Below are 15,411 nucleotides of genomic sequence, written 5' to 3'. Positions count from 1 at the left end.
TCTCCGGGAGCCCTCCCGGAGCTGCGGGCTTCCGAGGTGCGGATCAGACTCTCGGCGAGGTGCGGTCGGGGTCGGCCCCCTGCTCGGCGGTGCGGGCGCGCGGCGGCCCGCCGTACCAGTCGAAGCAGAGCATCGTGGCGTCGTCGCGGAGCTTCCCGCCGGTCGCGGTCAGCACGGCGGCCCCGAGGGCGTGCACGACCTCCCGCGGGTGCAGGTCCGCGGTGTCGGCCAGCGCCGCGGCCACGTCGAGGGATGCCGCGTTGCGCTCCAGCATGCCGTCGGTGAGGAAGACGATCCGATCGCCGGGCTCGAGAGGGAGACGCTGCACGTCGAAGGCCTTGCCGGGCAGCACCCCGAACGGTGCCTCGACGCGCAGGGCGATCTCCTCCACGACGCCGCCGCGCAGGCGCAGCGGCAGGGTGTGCCCGGCGTTGACGATCTCGGCGGTGCCCGCGCGCAGGTCCACGCGCACGAGCTGACCGGTGACGAACTGCCCCGGAGGCGCGTTCTCGGCCAGGCAGTCGTTGGCGTAGCCGGCCTGCGCGGCGAGGTCGAGCCCCTTCCGGCGGCCGTTGCGCAGGCCGCCGACCAGCAGGGTGGCCAGCAGGGCTGCCGCGACCTGGTGACCGACCGCGTCGGTGATCGACAGCTGCAGGACGTCGCGGTCGAGGTTGTAGTCGAAGGTGTCCCCACCCACCGCGGCGGCCGGCTCCAGCCAGCCGGCGAGGGTGAACTGCCCGGCCTCGCAGGTGTAGGCGCCCGGCAGCAGCCGGCGCTGGATCTCCGCCGCCAGGGAGAACGGAGTCGTGCGCATGCCCCACTCGAACACGTCGGTGTGCCGGCGGGCGGCGACCAGGACGTAGGCCAGCGCGTGCGCGGCGTCACCGATGTCGGCGACCTCCCGAGCCGAGGGAAACCGGGGCAGCGTCAGCTCCAGGAGCCCGATGGCGTCGCCGCGGTCGGTGACCGGAACGACGAGCCGGGCGCCGCCGGCGACCCGCTGCACATCGGCCTGCTGCGTCCGCAGGACGTGGTCGTACACGCTGCCCGGCAGCGGAAGCGTCTCGGCCTGCTCCGGGCCCCGGCTGCGGGCGCCGTCGACCCGGTCGGCCGACGTCAGCCGCACGACCGCGCGGCCGCTGAAGTCGACGAGGAGCAGGTGCACCTGGCGGGCGTCGACCATCTCCGCGAGCGCGGCCGCGACCGCCGGCACCGCCTCGACCGGGGCGGCCGCCTCGACCTCGTGCAGCAGTCCACCGACATCCAGCCGGCCCCCGCCCGGTCCACCCACGCGCCGACCCTAGCCGGGCGACGACGCCCGCGGCGGCACTGCTCCGGCACGCCGATCCGGCCGGTCGCGCCGGTCGGCGCAGGTCGCGGCCGGCTACGGTCCGCGCCGCGGAACGCAGCAGACGAAACCGGTCCCCGCCGTGCAGCTGAGCCCGGCCTACGTCGCCTGGGACGGCTACGCGGAGGACGTGGCCGAGCAGTTGACGGCGGTGGCGGCCGGCCCAGCGCCCGGCGGTTCGCCGCGGCACTGCGGGACTGGCTCGACGCGCACGGGGTGAGCGACGACGGCGAGGCCTTCGTGGGGCGGCCTCCGGCGTGCGTCGTCCTGGTACCGCGGGTCGTGCAGCCGCACGCCGACCGGGTCGACCCCGACCGCTACGTCCTCGCCGGACCGTGCCCCGACCCGTCGCGGCTGACCGGCTGGACGCCGGCACCCGGCGACGACCGGCCGCTGGCCTACCTCGGTCTGGGTACGGCCTGGTCAGGTGCAGCCGTGCGGCAGCACGACCGGGGTGCAGCTCCTCGGCGGCTGCGGGAGGCGAGCGCAGGGCCGGGCCTCGGGATCCACCACGCCGCGACGTCAGCCGTCCGGCAGATCGCCGTCGGACCGCTTCTCCGACCGCCCATGGCGTGGCGGAGGGGTCCGGGGCCGGGGGAGCGCGGCCCTTGACGCGTCGACCCGGACTCCACACGATGCAGGGCGACCGTCGCCGGGAGGTTCCAGCCTGGAGAGGCTCCACCATGTCGTTCCCCCGCATCGCCCACGTCGCGCTCACGGTCACCGATCTCGAGCGCAGCGTCCCCTGGTATCGGCAGCTGTTCGGCGCTGAGCCGGTCCTGGACGAGGACACCGGTCCGTTCCGGCACGTCGTGTGGGCGCTGGGCGACACGCTGGTCGGCCTGCACCAGTTCCCGGACGGCGTCGACGACGTGCCGTTCGACGAGCGGCGACCGGGCCTCGACCACCTCTCCTTCGCATGCGCCGACCAGGCCGAGCTGGCGCGGTGGGCCGCCCGGCTCGACGAGCTCGGGATCCGGCACGGCGGCATCAAGGAGGCCGGCTACGGCCTCGGCCTCTCGTTCCGGGACCCGGATGGCCTTCCGCTCGAGTTCTTCGCTCCGCCCGCCTAGGTCGGTCCTGCGGAGGATCTGCGCGCCCCGGGACGCCCGTGTCGCTGAGCGGCCCGCCACGGGACAGGCCGCGCCGCGGCTGAACCCCTGTCGCGCACCGCGATCCCGCGCCACACCTAGGCCTGCTCGGCGCCCCAGCGTGCGAGCGCGACGATCGCCTCGCGCAAGGCGAGCCCGCGATCGGTCAGCGCGTAGGCCCGGGTGTTGTGCCGGAGCGGCAGGCGGGTCAGCACGCCGGCCGCTTCGAGCTCGCGCAGGCGGGTCGCGAGCACGTTCGTCGGCACTCCGAGGTCGCGCTGCAGATCGCCGTAGCGCTGCGGCCCCTCGAGCAGCCGCTCCACGACCAGGAGGGCCCACCGGGCCCCGACGACCTCGAGGGCCGCGGCGAGGTCGCTCACGCGGTCGGATCGGCGTCCGGCTTCATCCAGAACGGCGAGTAGTGGTAGCCGTCGAGGTCGTCGAACTGGCGCTGGTACATGAAGGGGTAGTCGTCGGTGTCACCGATCCGCCCGCCGGCGGCGCCGGCGCGCTCGGTGAGCTCGTCGACCGCGTCGCGGCTGCCGAGGTCGAAGGAGACGGTGACCTTCGAGGGCGTGCGGGGTCCGCCGACCAGCTCCTCGGCCCCGCCGACGCTCGCGTACATCTCGCGGCTGCCGAGCATGACGTACTGCTCGGGCGCGATCGCGAAGCAGGACACGTTGTGATCGGACATCTCGGCGTTGAGGGTCCAGCCGAGGGCGGTGTAGAAGGCGGTCGCGCGCTCGACGTCCTCGACCGGGCAGGTGATGAACAGGCTCATGCGGCAACACTTGCAAAATGCAAGTGCGACGTCAAGTCCCGGCCGCGCGCCCACGTCGGCCGTGCTGACAGGGAGCGCTCGTCACGGCTGGGCGAGCCGTGAACGGCGACGCGGACGGGATCACCGGCTCGCTGTCGCGCCGGCTCCCCTCGGCCGAGCATCGCGCCTCCTGCCGGCTCCGCCGGTCCTGGAGGGCCTCGGTGGCGGAGCGGGGGAGGGGCACCGTGCGCCGGGCTGCAGCCCCGACGACGGGCGTCGTGGGCGCCCGCGCTGGTCACGGGGGTGAGTCCCGGACCCCGGTCTCCGATGACGGTGCTGGTGTCCGGTCGGGTCGGTCGTCCGCGGTGCCCCTCTGCGCGGCGTTGAGCGCGTCCCGGAGCCCGCCACGACTGGCGACGCCGAGCTTGGGGAAGATCCGGTAGAGGTGGGACCCCACCGTGCGGGGGGACATGTACAACCGTTCGCCGATCTCCTTGTTGGATGCCCCACCAGCGGCCAGTTCGGCGATCTCCCGCTCCATGGAGGTCAACTCGGGCGCGGAGCCCACGTGACGGCGGCCCCGCGTGATGCCGGTGGCCCGCAGCTCCCGTTCGGCCCGGACCGCCCAGGGACGCGCACCGAGGTAGTCGAAGGACTGGTGCGCGAGGGTGAGGTGCTTGCGCGCCGGCGTCACCTCACGGAGGCGGCGGAGCCGCTCCCCGTACGCGAGTTGTACGCGCGCGTACTCGAAGGGGAACTCCTCGGCGCCGGGCTGCGCCAGCGCCGCCTCGAACAGTCCGGAGTCGTCGCCCGCGAGAGGGGCCGCACCGAGCGCGGTCAGCGCGAGCCGGGGTGACCCCGCCGTCAGGGGCAGCGCGCGCAGCGCGGCGGCGTGCCTGGTCGCCGCATCGCGGTGCCCGGTGCGCACAGCGGCGTCGACGAGGTCGAAGCCGACGGCGAGCGCGATCGGGTCGTGCAGGGGGATGCTGCCCGCCGGACAGATCGCCGAGAGCTGGCGGTGGGCCTCGTCGAAGTCCTCCGCGCCGAGCGCCGACAGCCCGCGCACCCGGCACGCACAGTGCTCGACGAGACCGAGTCCCCGGGGCTCGGCCCACCCGGTGGGGTCCCGTGCCGAGGCACGCGCTTCCTCCACGCGCCCTCGTGCCGCGTGCAGGATGATCTACGACGACGTGACCGTCGAACGGGAAGACGGCTGGACCGTGCTCTTCTGCGGTGACCAGGCCATCCTCCGTGTGCAGGACGGACACGTGCGCTCACTCGTCCGGATCGACCCGTCCGGGAACGCGGAGGACCCTCGGTCGGGGTCCTAGGCCGCTGGTGGCGCCGGTGATCAGTGCAGTTCGGCCGTCGAGATGTCCCATCAGGGTCTCTCCTCGATGTGGGCGGGGTCGTGGGGCACGTCCCCGGAACCGCCGGCTCGACCTTCGCCCTCCGGTGAGTCGTGAGCATCAGTCGATCGACGGAACCCCCTCCGGCCCTGGGTCCGGATCGGGGCCGCGAGCGGTACGGGCGCCCGGTGCCGGTCACGTCGACTGCACGACCGGCGGGCGGCGGGTGCCGACCACGACGACATCCGCCCGGTTCAGTCGGCCGACCGATGCTCCGCACCGACCTCCCCGAGCAGCGTTCGTCTCGCACACCACCGACTCACGCGAACCTTCGCGACGGACAGCGGGAGAACCCGATGGGCACCTACACCACCAAGGACGGCGTCGACATCTTCTTCAAGGACTGGGGGAGCGGGCAGCCGGTCGTGTTCAGCCACGGCTGGCCGCTGACCTCGGACGCCTGGGACCCGCAGCTGCACCTGGTGGCCGGTGCCGGCTACCGGGCCATCGCCCACGACCGCCGTGGAGGCGGGCGCTCCTCCCAGCCCTGGGACGGCAACGACCTCACCACCTACGCCGATGACCTGGCCGGCCTCATCGAGCACCTCGACCTGCACGACGCCGTCCTGGTCGGGCACTCCACCGGCGGTGGCGAGGTGACCCGGTACATCGGCCGGCACGGCACCTCCCGGGTGGCCAAGGTCGTGCTGCTGTCGGCCATCCCTCCGCTGATGCTCAAGACGGACGCGAACCCCGAGGGGCTGCCGGTGTCGGTGTTCGACGAGCTCCGGGCCGGGGTGGCCGGTGACCGGTCGCAGTTCTACGAGGACCTGTCCGCGCCCTTCTACGGCGCGAACCGCGAGGGTTCCACCGTGTCCCGGGGCAAGCGGGACGAGTTCTGGCTGCAGTCGATGACCGTGGGCATCAAGGGCGCCTACGACTGCATCAAGGCCTTCTCCGAGACCGACACGACCGAGGACCTCAAGGCCATCGACGTCCCCACGTTGATCCTGCACGGGGACGACGACCAGATCGTGCCCATCGTCGCGGCCGGCGAGAAGTCCAGCAAGATCGTCAAGGATGCGACCTACAAGGTCTACCCGGGTGCCCCGCACGGGCTGACCGGTGCGCACGAGCAGGAGTTCAACGCCGACCTGCTCGCCTTCCTGGCCGGCTGACCGTTCCCTTCTGCCCACTCTCGAGGAGATCGTCATGACCGAGGCGACCGTCGTGTCCCCTCCACCCCACCGTCGCGCTGGTCCACGGAGCGTTCGCCGACAGCTCCGGGTGGACGGGGGTCATCCACCACCTGCGCGCCGCCGGCGTCAGCGCCGTCGCCGTCTCCAACCCCCTGCGCGGTATCGCCGAGGACGCCGCCTACGTCGCGAGCGCGCTGGCCCAGATCCCCGGCCCGGTGCTCGCCGTCGGTCACTCCTACGGCGGGGCGATCATCACCAACGCCGCGACCAGAGCGGGGAACGTCGTGGGCTGGTCTACCTCTCCGCGTTCGCCCCCGACGAGGGTGAAGTGCTCATGGAGGTCGAGGGCGGCTCCACCGACAGCGTCCTGGACACGGCGCTGGTCGAGCGGCAGTACCCGGCCGGGCCGGACGGGCAGACGGTCGGCGAGTTCTCGATCGACCCGGCGCAGCTCCACGACGTCTTCGCCGCGGACCTCACCGCGGAGCAGGCCGCCGACATGGCCGCCACCCAGCGCCCCGTCTCCTCGCTGGGCTTCTCGGAGCCGAACGGGACCCCGGCGTGGAGGACGCTGCCGTCGTGGGCCCTGGTCTGCACCGGGGACCGAGCGGCCGGGGCCGACGTCGTCCGCCGGATGGCGCAGCGGGCGGGAGCCGTCACCACCGAGGCCGAGGGCTCCCACGTCCTCTTCGTCGCCCGGCCCGAGATCGCCGCCGACGTCATCCGCCAGGCGCTCGACGCGCTCGCCCGAGGCGCCGCGACGCCGGCACCCGCGGCCGTCTGACGCCCGGGCAGGGGAACGACCATGGTCTCCGACCCTGGCCCGGCTGTCCTGCGGGCGACCGACGAGCTCGCCGGCACGCTGAAGCGCACGGAGGTCCAGCGCGCCTCCTCGTCCATCCCCGGGCGGGAGATCGTGCAGGTGCTCACCGAGATCCCGGTCGGCGTCGAGTCCGGCTGGCACACCCACCCCGGGGAGGAAGTGGGGTACATCCTCGCCGGGACGGTCGAGATGAGGATCCGGGACGCCGACACGCTGGTCCTCCACGCCGGCGACGGCTTCCTCATCCCGCCGAGGACCCCGCACAACGCGCGCGACCTCGGTCCGGGCACCGGGCGGATGCTGTCCACCTACGTCGTCGCCGTCGGGCAGCCGTTGGCGACCTCACCACATGACGACCGGTCGCGTGGTGGAGCCGGCCGAGGTCACACCGCGTCCCTGAGGGCCGGCGGCAGGGACAGCGACTGGGGGCCGGAGAGTTCGAACACCCGGCCGGCGTGCTCCTGGTCGAACAGCGCGCGCTCGGCCACCGCCGCGATGTCCCGGGCGTCGATCCAGGCCACCGGTGCGCCACCGCTGGGGAAGGGCAGCTCGCCGACGCCGCGGACCTGGTCGAGGTGGAAGCGGGCATCGGTGAACACCTGCATGAACCAGCTCGGCCGCAGGATCGACCAGGTGTGGCCGCTGCGGCGGACCACCTCCTCGGCCCGCACGGACCACCCGCCGGGGCCGACCTGGTCGGCGTCCCGTTCGGAGAGCAGGACGACGTGGGCCCCGGGAGGCGTTCCCTCGAGCAGGGCGCCGACGAGCTCCGGGGCGTCGGGGCGGATGGGCAGGACGACGTACAGCGCGTCGACGCCGTCGGTGGCTCCGGGCCAGCCGGCGGGGTGGTCCCAGGAGAACGCCGTCGGCCGCACGCCGTCCAGGGCGACGGCGGCCGGGCAGACCCCGGTCAGCAGGACGCGGCTCACCACAGCTCCTCCCGGATGCCTACAGCCAGTCGTGCTCCCGCGCGTACCGGGCCGCTTCGTGCCGGGTGCGGGTCTGGGTCTTCTGCATGGCGCTGGACAGGTAGTTGCGCACTGTCCCCTGCGCCAGGTGCAACCGGGCGGCGATCTCGGCGACCGAGTAGCCGTCACGGGTTCCCCGGAGCACCTCGAGCTCCCGGTCGGTCAGCGGGCAGTCGTCGACGATCGCCGCGGCGGAGACGTCCTGGTCGATCCACCTCCGGCCGCCGTGCAGGGCCGCGATGACCGAGGCGATGTGGGCGGGTTCGGCCGCCTTGCTCGCGAACCCCTGGACGCCGAGCCTCAGGGCGCTGCGCAGCACACCGGGCCGGGCGTGCCGGGTGAGCATGAGGACCACCTGGCCGGGGAGCGTCCGGCGGATCTCGGCGACGGCCGCCAGGCCGTCGGTGCCGGGCATCTCGAGGTCGATGACCAGCACGTCGGGCCGGTGGGCGAGCGTGGCCGACGTGGCCTCCGTGCCGTCGGACGCCTCGGCCAGCACCGTGATGTCGCCCTCCAGGGGGAGGAGGGAGGCGAGCGCGCTCCGGAGCAGCACCTCGTCGTCGGCCAGCACGACGGTGGTCACCGGCCCGCCTCGCCGGCCGTGGCCACGCGGTCGCCGGGGACCGGCGGTGCGGGGAAGGTCGCCGCCGTCCGGAACCACCCGCTCTCGCGCTCGACGGTGAGCTCACCGCCGTCGTCCGACACCCGGCGGGCGAGGTCGGCGAGCCCGCGCAGTCGCGGCGGTCCCTGCCCGTCGACGCCGTCGTTCGCGACGGCGAGGCTGTTCTCGGCCAGCGCGATGCGGACGAGGGTCGCCCGCGAGTGGCGCAGGATGTTGGTCGTCGTCTCCCGGAGCACCTGCGCCAGCAGGTCGTCGGCGCGGGCGACCTCGGCACGGCAGTCCACGCGGACGTGCATCCCCGCCGCCTCCAGGAGGTTCTTCGCGTTCTCCAGCTCCGCGACGATGTTGAGCCTCCGGCGTCCGTAGGCCAGCTCCCTGGTCTGCTCGATCGTGTCGCCGACCAGGGCGTAGACCTCGCGCAGTTCCTGCTCCACGCGGTCGGTGTCGCTGAGCAGCAGCTTCCGGGCCAGGGCGACCTTCAACTTCACCACGTGCAGGGTGTGGCCCTGGATGTCGTGCAGGTCGCCGGCGAAGCGCATCCGCTCGCGCACCACCGCGAGCTCGGCCTCGCGGTCGCGCTCGCGCTCGATGTCGGCCACGACGTCGTAGAAGCGCTCGTTGGGGAACATCAGCCCGGTGACGACTGCCGTGAAGCCGGCCGGGACGACCACGGAGTCGACCAGCGCGTCGGCCGGGACCGGGGCCGTCAGCAGCCCGAGCAGGCCGACCGCGGCCACGTAGCCGACGAGGCCGACCGCCGCGGCAGCCCGGTGCCGGGGGAGCTGGGGCACCACCAGCGACCCCACGACGGCGATCGGGTAGTACGCGGCCCCCCGCTCACCGCCGAGGGTGAGGACCCCGTACGGCCAGACGGCCGCGACGACGACCAGGCAGGGGAGGGCCACGCGGGAGAGGTCGCCCGCCGTCCACCGCTCGAAGGCGACCAGCGTGGCGACGAGGCCGACCCCGAGGACGCACGCCTGCTGCCAGGTCTGCGCCTGCCGGGCCACCAGGAGCGCGCCGACGGCGGAGAGCAGGGGCAGGAAGACGGTGAGGTTGAGCGTCCGGAACCGACGTCGCGACGACTGAGCCGTCGGTGGCGGCAGCGCCCGGTGAGGGCTGCGAAGTGCCATGGGCGGCTTCCTGGACGAGGGGCGGGGGCGTACCCCCCCATACTCGGGCCCGGCGTGTCCGGGCGGTAGTGACGCCGTGTCATGGAGGTGGCCCGCGCACGGTCACGCGACGAGGTGACGCTGCGGCACTGGGCGGCCACGACGGCGACGGGTCCCATGGACGCGTGTCCACCAACCCCGTCATCGACGTCGACGCACTGAACGTCCGTTACGGCGACTTCCACGCCGTCAGGGACCTGTCCCTCCAGGTGGAGCCGGGGGAGCTCTACGCACTCCTCGGCACCAACGGAGCGGGCAAGACCTCCGCCCTGGAGGTGATCGAAGGGCACCGGACGGCGTCGTCGGGCACGGTCCGCGTGTTCGGCAGGCGCCCGACGGACCGGCGCTCGGTGCGGCCCAGGACGGGGATCATGCTCCAGGAGAGCGGGTTCGCCGCCGATCTCACCGTCGCCGAGTCCGTGCAGCTCATCGGACGGCTCTCCGGCCGCGCGGACGACGCCGACCGGCTGCTCAAGGTCGTCGACCTCACCCACAAGGCCGACACGAGGGTGTCCCAGCTGTCGGGCGGGGAGAAGCGGCGGCTGGACTTCGCCACCGCCGTCCACGGCCGGCCGGAGCTGGTCTTCCTCGACGAGCCCACCACCGGGCTGGACATCCAGTCGCGGGACGCCCTGTGGGACGCCGTCCAGCAGCTGCGCGACGACGGGTCCACCGTCGTGCTGACCACGCACTACCTGGAGGAGGCGCAGCAGCGGGCCGACCGCATCGGCCTGATGCACGCCGGCACCCTGCGCCGGCAGGGCACGGTGGCGGAGCTGACCCGGTCCCTGCCGGCGTCCATCCGGTTCTCCCTCCCCCCGGGTGTGACGACGCCGCCCATGTACTCCGCCCCGGTCGCCGGGAGCGCCTACGTGGTCGAGACCTTCGACCTGCAGGCCGACCTCAAGCGGCTGCTCGACTGGGCCGACGACCACGCCGTCGAGCTGCGCGGGCTGTCCGCGGCGCCCACCCGGCTCGACGACGTCTTCCGGGCCGTCGGCTCCGAGCGGGCCACTTCCTGACCATCCCGAAGGGACATCCTCGTGCTCACCATCGCCCGCAGCGAACTGGCCCAGATCCTGCGCAACCGGGCCGTCCTGATCACCAGCCTCCTCTTCCCCCTGGGGGCCAGCGCCTTCTTCGTCTACAGCCGCGACACGTTCGCGGAGCTCTACGGCCTCGGCTACATCGCCGCGGTCGTCGTCTTCACGATCGGCGCGTTCAGCCTCTACGCCACGATCGTGACCACGCTGGCCGCCCGCCGGCAGACCCTCTTCCTCAAGCGCCTGCGCTCCACGGCGGCCGCCGACCCGACCATCCTCTCCGGCCTGGTCCTCCCGGTCGCCGTCATCTCGCTGGCCCAGGTCGCGGTGGTCCTCGGGTTCTTCGCGGCCGTCAGCGAGGGGCCGGCCGACGTGCCGGTGCTCGTCGTGGCCATCGTCGCGACGTTCGCGATGCTGCTCGCCCTGGGCCTGGCCACGGCCGGCGTGACGAACTCACCCGAGCAGGCCCAGGTCACCACGCTGCCGATCTCCCTCGGCACCATCGCCGTGGCGAGCTGGGTCGGCATCGCCGGGACCGAGAGCGCCACCTGGCTCAAGCGGGCGCTGCCCGGCGGCTCGGCCACCGAGCTCGTGGTCGGCGCCTGGAACGGCGGCCTCGCCGTCGCCGACTCGCTGCTCCTGCTGCTCCCGACCCTCGGCTGGGTCGTCGTGGCCGTCGCCCTCGCCGCGAGGTTCTTCCGCTGGGAGCCGCGCCGGTGACCCCGGACGAACGGCTCACCGATCGGACTGCCGGTCCCGAGCCGGCGTCGGTCACGGCGTCCCGGCAGCTCGCCGCGGACTCCCGCGACCGCCGGCGCCGCGTGCCTCCTGAGGTCCGATCCGTCGTGCGTCGTGCTCGCGGGACGACGGCGGGGCGACCCGCCATCCGTCCCCTCGGGTGGTCCCGTCCCGGAGAGGAAGGGCCGTGATCGACGAGTGGCGACGGCGTCGGGCCGCCGCGCGGGTGAGGCGCGGGGACGGGCGCCCCCTGCAGCCCTTCCGGTGGTGGCAGCTGCTCAGCCGTTCGCTGTTCTCCCTCTCCCTGCCCCGCGCCGACGGCCGGCGGACCGTGTACGCGGTCGACGTCCGGCCGATGGGCGACGAGAACGGGGTCGTCCGGGCCGACCTCTACCTCGACGGCCGGCACTCCGCCTCGTCGAGGGTCCCTGCGGCCTTCCCGGTCGAGGGCGGCGTCATCGAGGTGGCCGCGACCGTGTTCGGGCTCAAGCGCTGTCACTACGTCACGCCGGACGGGGGTGAGCAGCAACTCGTCCCGGACCCGCGATCCGCCGCGGGGCGCCGTCTCCGTCTGGCGCACGACCACCCGGCCCTGAGTCGGTCCATCGGCTCCGCGTCCGTGGTGCTGCTCGTCGGCGGTCTGAGCGTCGTCGTCCTCGAGCTCGTGGACGTGGTCGGCCGGATCCCGCCCGTGGTCGACCGGTTCGGGGGCTTCGCGTCCCCGGTCCAGCTGCCGCTGTGGCTGACGGTCACCCTGGGCCTCGGTGCGGTGGTGGCCAGCGTGGAGCGAGGGCTCCGGCTCCGGTACCACTGGCTGCTCGACGGCGCGGCGAGCTGACGCCTCGACGCGAACACCTGCATCGGGATCGCTCGGGTACGGATCTACGGGATTCCCACCGACGCGAACGTGCCGCCGCCGACCAGAACCTGACGGCGTGGCCACGACGAGCCGAGCCCGTCCCGAGGTCTCACCCGGAGGCGTCCGTCCCCGGGCGTTCCACCGCCGGCCGGACCCGTGCCGGGCACCGCGGGTGGCGGCGGCACCCCGCCGGCGCAGTGGGCCGTCGCGGGCTCCCACCCGCTGCGCGACCCGCAGCGCCTCCCTGTCCTCGCCCCGGTGGGCCCTCGCGTTCTACGGGGGCCCCCTCTCCGTCGCCCTCGGGATGGCCGCGGAGATCTGGGTCGGGCCGTGACCGACGGCGTCAGGCCGTGGCCCGGACGCGCGGACGGGGAGCACACGGTGAGGGTGTTCGTCATCGGGAGCAGCGGCGCCGTCGGCGGACTGATGGCAGCGGCCCGGTCAGGGGAGCGGCAGTTCCCGCAGCTGTCGGCGCGAGGTGATGCCCAGCTTGCGGAAGACGTTGCGGAGGTGGGCCTCGATCGTGCGCGGGCTGAGGAACAGCTGCGCGCCGATCTCCCGCGAGGTCGCCCCGGTGGCCACCAGCCGCGCGATGTGCAGTTCCTGGGCGGTGAGCGCATCGGTCACCTGGGCGCTCCGTGCGCGCGGGTGCTCGCCGGTGGCGCGCAGCTCCCGGGCGGCGCGGGCGGCGAACGCCTCCGCGCCCATGTCCGCGAGCATCCGGTGGGCGGTCCGGAGGTGGTCGCGGGCGTCCTGGCGGCGGCCCTCCCGGCGCAGCCACTCGCCGTGGACGAGATGGGTCCGGGCGAGGTGGGTCGCCATCCGGCTGCCGCGCAGCCGCTCGACAGCCTCCCGGTAGTGCCCCTCGGCGGCCGTCCCGGTGCTGGTCAGCGCGCGGGAGCGGGCCGCCAGGCCGAGCGCCCAGGGGGTGCCGCTGGCCCGCGCCCGGGCGCCCAGCTGGTCGAGCGCGGCGGCCGCGCGCTCCGGTCCGCCGGCCCGGACGGCTGCCTCGACGAGTTCGGGGAGGGCCAGGTTGCTGATGGTGTACTCGCCGGACGTCGACGCCCGTGCCGCCGCCTCCTCGGCTGCCGGGTAGTCGCCGAGGGCGTTGCGGAGCACCGCCAGCGCGTAGTGGGCGACCGCCGCCTCGGCGCCGTCCCCGGCTCCGTCGGCACCGCCGACGGTGGACGCGTGCAGCTGCAGGGTCTCGGCCTCGCGGCCGTGCCATGCGGCCAGGACGAGCTGCGCGTTGCGCAGCGGACGCGCTCCTGTCGCACGGCTGAGCGCGCTGCTCTCGGCGGCCAGCTCGGCGGCGTGGGCGAACTCGCCGGTCAGCGCCAGGGTGACGGACAGGTCGACGAGGGCGGCAGGCAGCGCGGCGAGCGCGCCCGCCTCCCGGGCGAGCCGGACCTGTCGGTGGACCAGGAGGAGGGCCAGCTCGTCATCGAACAGCGCCACCGCCGTGCGGCTGGCCAGCCACAGCCAGCTGTCGTCCCCGTACCGGCCGGGGCCTGCGGTTCCTCGGCTCCGGAACTCCTCGAGCGCCCGGCGGAGTCCGGGCACACCCGACTCGTAGCCCTGCGTGTACGTCGCGACCAGCCCGTCGAGCAGGAGGTCCACCGGGCCGGCCGGTCCGGGCTGCGGTGGTGCGGCGAGGGCGGCTCGGGCGACCTCGCGCACGCTGGGGGAGGCATCGGAACCACCGATGACGAGCGCCGCGTCGAGCGCGTGCAGGTAGGTCTCCCGGGCCAACGCGGCATCGAGCGGCGCGAGGGTCCGGGCGGCGTCCACCAGCATCCCGGCCACGTCCCCGGAACGCGTCAGCTGGAAGTCGACCCGGGCGCGCAGCAGCTGCAGGCGAGCGCGCTGCCGTGCGTCCAGCGGGCCGCCCGCCGCCACGGTCAACAGCTCGAGGGCGGCCTCCGGCGCGCCGGCCTGGTGCTTGACGTGTGCAGCCTCCAACGCCCGCGTGGCGCGGCGGGCGGGCTCGGGGGTCAGCTCGGCCGCCCGCTGGAGGAACGCGGCCGCGGCGGCCGACCCGCCACGGGCGCGCGCCCGGCCGGCCGAGCGCTCCAGCTCCGCGGCGACCTCCTCGTCGGTGCCCGCCACGGCCTGCGCCCGGTGCCAGGCCCGCCGGTCGGGCTCGGCGCGCGGGTCGGTGGCGGCAGCCAGCGCGTCGTGGGCGCGGCGGCGATCCGGTGCTGCGGCGGCCCGGTAGACCGCCGAGCGCACCAGCGGATGGCGGAACCGCACCCGGGTCCCGATCTCCAGCAGACCGGCGGCCTCCGCGGGTGCGGCAGCCTCGCGGGCGATCCCGAGGTGGGCGGCCGCGCGCCACAGCAGCGCGACCTCGCCGGTCGGCTCGGCCGCGGCGACCAGCAGCAGCAGCTGCGTCCGCGCCGGCAGGCTGCCTGAGCGGCGCTCGTAGAAGTCCTCGATGCGGCGCGGGACGCCCACCACGTCCGGTAGCTCGAACCCGCCGGCCAGCCGGGCCTGCGGGGCGCCGCGGGGCAGTTCCAGCAGCGCCAGGGGGTTGCCGCCCGCCTCGGCGATGATCCGGTCGCGCACCTCGTCGTCCATCGGTGTGCGGACCCGGGCGGCCAGCAACGTCCGCGCGTCGGCCTCCGCGAGCCCGTCCAGCCGCAGGTCGGGCAGCCCGGCCAGGGACCGCACGTCGCTCTCGCCGGGGTCGCGCACCGCGAAGACGAGCACGATCCGCTCGGCCGCCACCCGCCGGGCGACGAACGCCAGGATCTGCGCGGATGCCTCGTCCAGCCACTGCGCGTCGTCCACGAGGCAGAGCAGCGGCGTCTCCTCGGCGACCTCGGCCAGCAGGTTCAGCGTGGCCAGGCCGACCAGGAACCTGTCCGGTGGGGGACCGCTGCGCAGCCCGAACGCGACACCGAGGGCGGCTCGCTGGGGCTCGGGTAGCGCGCCGGCGCGACCCAGCAGCGGTGCGCAGAGCTGGTGCAGCCCCGAGAACGCGAACTGCGACTCCGACTCCACCCCGGCCGCGCTCGCCACCAGGAAGCCGGACGTGAGCGCGGTGTTCCGGACGTGCTCCAGCAGCGCCGTCTTCCCGATGCCGGCCTCACCACGCACGACGAGGGCTGCACTGGCCTCCGCACGCGCCCCGGCCAGCACCTGCCCGACCAGGTCGCGCTCGGCGCGCCGGCCCACGAGGTCCACCAGCGCTCCTCGCCCGAGTCCGGCTGTGCCCGTCGTCAGCGTAGGTGGTCCCCGCCGACGGGAGCCGCGCTCGCCGGCCGTCCCCGATGCCGGGGAGAGGACCCGGACGGCGCGGCGGCACCGGTCTGCGCCCCGGCCGGGTGGGTGCGGCGGGCACCGGTGGCCGGTCGGCTCACTGCTGCGGAATGGGATCGCCACATCGCGGGTAGGCCGGGGTGCGCGCGGCACTCTGACAGCACGGGTCCGGCCG

At 74.6% G+C, this 15,411-nt stretch carries 14 protein-coding genes and 1 pseudogene; 7 read left to right on the top strand and 8 right to left on the bottom strand.

Features of this window, described 5'->3' with window-relative positions; all coding sequences use genetic code 11:
* Positions 1-43 precede the first annotated feature (43 nt).
* Positions 44-1,291, bottom strand: coding sequence for a PP2C family protein-serine/threonine phosphatase (locus tag ACI780_RS17060; protein ID WP_456872015.1), 1,248 nt, complete (start codon positions 1,289-1,291; stop codon positions 44-46).
* A gap of 740 nt (positions 1,292-2,031) precedes the next feature.
* On the opposite strand from ACI780_RS17060, the gene ACI780_RS17055 reads away from it, so the two are divergent.
* Positions 2,032-2,421, top strand: coding sequence for a VOC family protein (locus ACI780_RS17055; RefSeq protein ID WP_457004425.1), 390 nt, complete (start codon positions 2,032-2,034; stop codon positions 2,419-2,421).
* A 116-nt stretch (positions 2,422-2,537) separates the two neighbouring features.
* Here ACI780_RS17055 and ACI780_RS17050 read toward each other — a convergent pair whose 3' ends face one another.
* The 3 genes from ACI780_RS17050 to ACI780_RS17040 all read right to left on the bottom strand — a co-directional run bounded on the left by ACI780_RS17050 (position 2,538) and on the right by ACI780_RS17040 (position 4,265).
* A complete protein-coding gene (locus tag ACI780_RS17050; RefSeq protein WP_457004423.1) occupies positions 2,538-2,819 on the bottom strand; it encodes a winged helix-turn-helix transcriptional regulator in 282 nt (93 codons plus the stop codon).
* Complete coding sequence (locus tag ACI780_RS17045; protein ID WP_457004421.1) at positions 2,816-3,220, bottom strand: VOC family protein; 405 nt, start codon at positions 3,218-3,220, stop codon at positions 2,816-2,818. The genes ACI780_RS17050 and ACI780_RS17045 overlap by 4 nt, the downstream gene beginning before the upstream one ends.
* A gap of 274 nt (positions 3,221-3,494) precedes the next feature.
* Positions 3,495-4,265, bottom strand: coding sequence for a helix-turn-helix transcriptional regulator (locus ACI780_RS17040; RefSeq protein WP_457004419.1), 771 nt, complete (start codon positions 4,263-4,265; stop codon positions 3,495-3,497).
* Positions 4,266-4,904: 639 nt separating this feature from the next.
* On the opposite strand from ACI780_RS17040, the gene ACI780_RS17035 reads away from it, so the two are divergent.
* From ACI780_RS17035 to ACI780_RS17025, 3 genes and pseudogenes are all read left to right on the top strand, one after another.
* The gene (locus ACI780_RS17035; protein WP_457004417.1) at positions 4,905-5,726 is read left to right on the top strand and encodes an alpha/beta fold hydrolase; all 822 of its coding nucleotides are present in this window, start codon (positions 4,905-4,907) and stop codon (positions 5,724-5,726) included.
* Positions 5,727-5,760: 34 nt separating this feature from the next.
* Positions 5,761-6,531: an alpha/beta fold hydrolase gene (locus ACI780_RS17030; RefSeq protein WP_457004415.1), complete on the top strand. Its 771-nt coding sequence runs from the start codon at positions 5,761-5,763 to the stop codon at positions 6,529-6,531.
* A gap of 21 nt (positions 6,532-6,552) precedes the next feature.
* Positions 6,553-6,888: pseudogene (locus tag ACI780_RS17025) on the top strand (cupin domain-containing protein); the annotation flags it as partial.
* 65 nt (positions 6,889-6,953) lie between these two features.
* Here ACI780_RS17025 and ACI780_RS17020 read toward each other — a convergent pair.
* From ACI780_RS17020 to ACI780_RS17010, 3 genes are read right to left on the bottom strand one after another with little or no spacing between them, the layout of a single operon-like run.
* Complete coding sequence (locus ACI780_RS17020; RefSeq protein ID WP_457004412.1) at positions 6,954-7,499, bottom strand: SDR family oxidoreductase; 546 nt, start codon at positions 7,497-7,499, stop codon at positions 6,954-6,956.
* A 19-nt stretch (positions 7,500-7,518) separates the two neighbouring features.
* On the bottom strand, positions 7,519-8,121 hold the full coding sequence (locus ACI780_RS17015) for a response regulator transcription factor (RefSeq protein WP_457004410.1): 603 nt from the start codon (positions 8,119-8,121) through the stop codon (positions 7,519-7,521).
* The gene (locus tag ACI780_RS17010) at positions 8,118-9,293 is read right to left on the bottom strand and encodes a sensor histidine kinase (protein WP_457004408.1); all 1,176 of its coding nucleotides are present in this window, start codon (positions 9,291-9,293) and stop codon (positions 8,118-8,120) included. The genes ACI780_RS17015 and ACI780_RS17010 overlap by 4 nt, the downstream gene beginning before the upstream one ends.
* A 164-nt stretch (positions 9,294-9,457) precedes the next feature.
* On the opposite strand from ACI780_RS17010, the gene ACI780_RS17005 reads away from it, so the two are divergent.
* The 3 genes from ACI780_RS17005 to ACI780_RS16995 all read left to right on the top strand — a co-directional run bounded on the left by ACI780_RS17005 (position 9,458) and on the right by ACI780_RS16995 (position 11,951).
* Positions 9,458-10,354, top strand: coding sequence for an ABC transporter ATP-binding protein (locus ACI780_RS17005; RefSeq protein WP_457004406.1), 897 nt, complete (start codon positions 9,458-9,460; stop codon positions 10,352-10,354).
* A gap of 21 nt (positions 10,355-10,375) precedes the next feature.
* The gene (locus ACI780_RS17000) at positions 10,376-11,095 is read left to right on the top strand and encodes an ABC transporter permease (protein ID WP_457004404.1); all 720 of its coding nucleotides are present in this window, start codon (positions 10,376-10,378) and stop codon (positions 11,093-11,095) included.
* Positions 11,096-11,300: 205 nt separating this feature from the next.
* A complete protein-coding gene (locus tag ACI780_RS16995) occupies positions 11,301-11,951 on the top strand; it encodes a hypothetical protein (RefSeq protein ID WP_457004402.1) in 651 nt (216 codons plus the stop codon).
* A gap of 462 nt (positions 11,952-12,413) precedes the next feature.
* Here ACI780_RS16995 and ACI780_RS16990 read toward each other — a convergent pair whose 3' ends face one another.
* Positions 12,414-15,161 carry an ATP-binding protein gene (locus tag ACI780_RS16990; protein ID WP_457004400.1) on the bottom strand — a complete coding sequence of 916 codons (2,748 nt, stop codon included), beginning with the start codon at positions 15,159-15,161 and terminating at the stop codon, positions 12,414-12,416.
* Positions 15,162-15,411 lie beyond the last annotated feature (250 nt).

It is taken from the genome of Geodermatophilus sp. SYSU D00814 (assembly GCF_054050055.1).
Note: the sequence above shows the minus strand (reverse complement) of the source record. Positions and strands in the feature narration are given on the sequence as shown.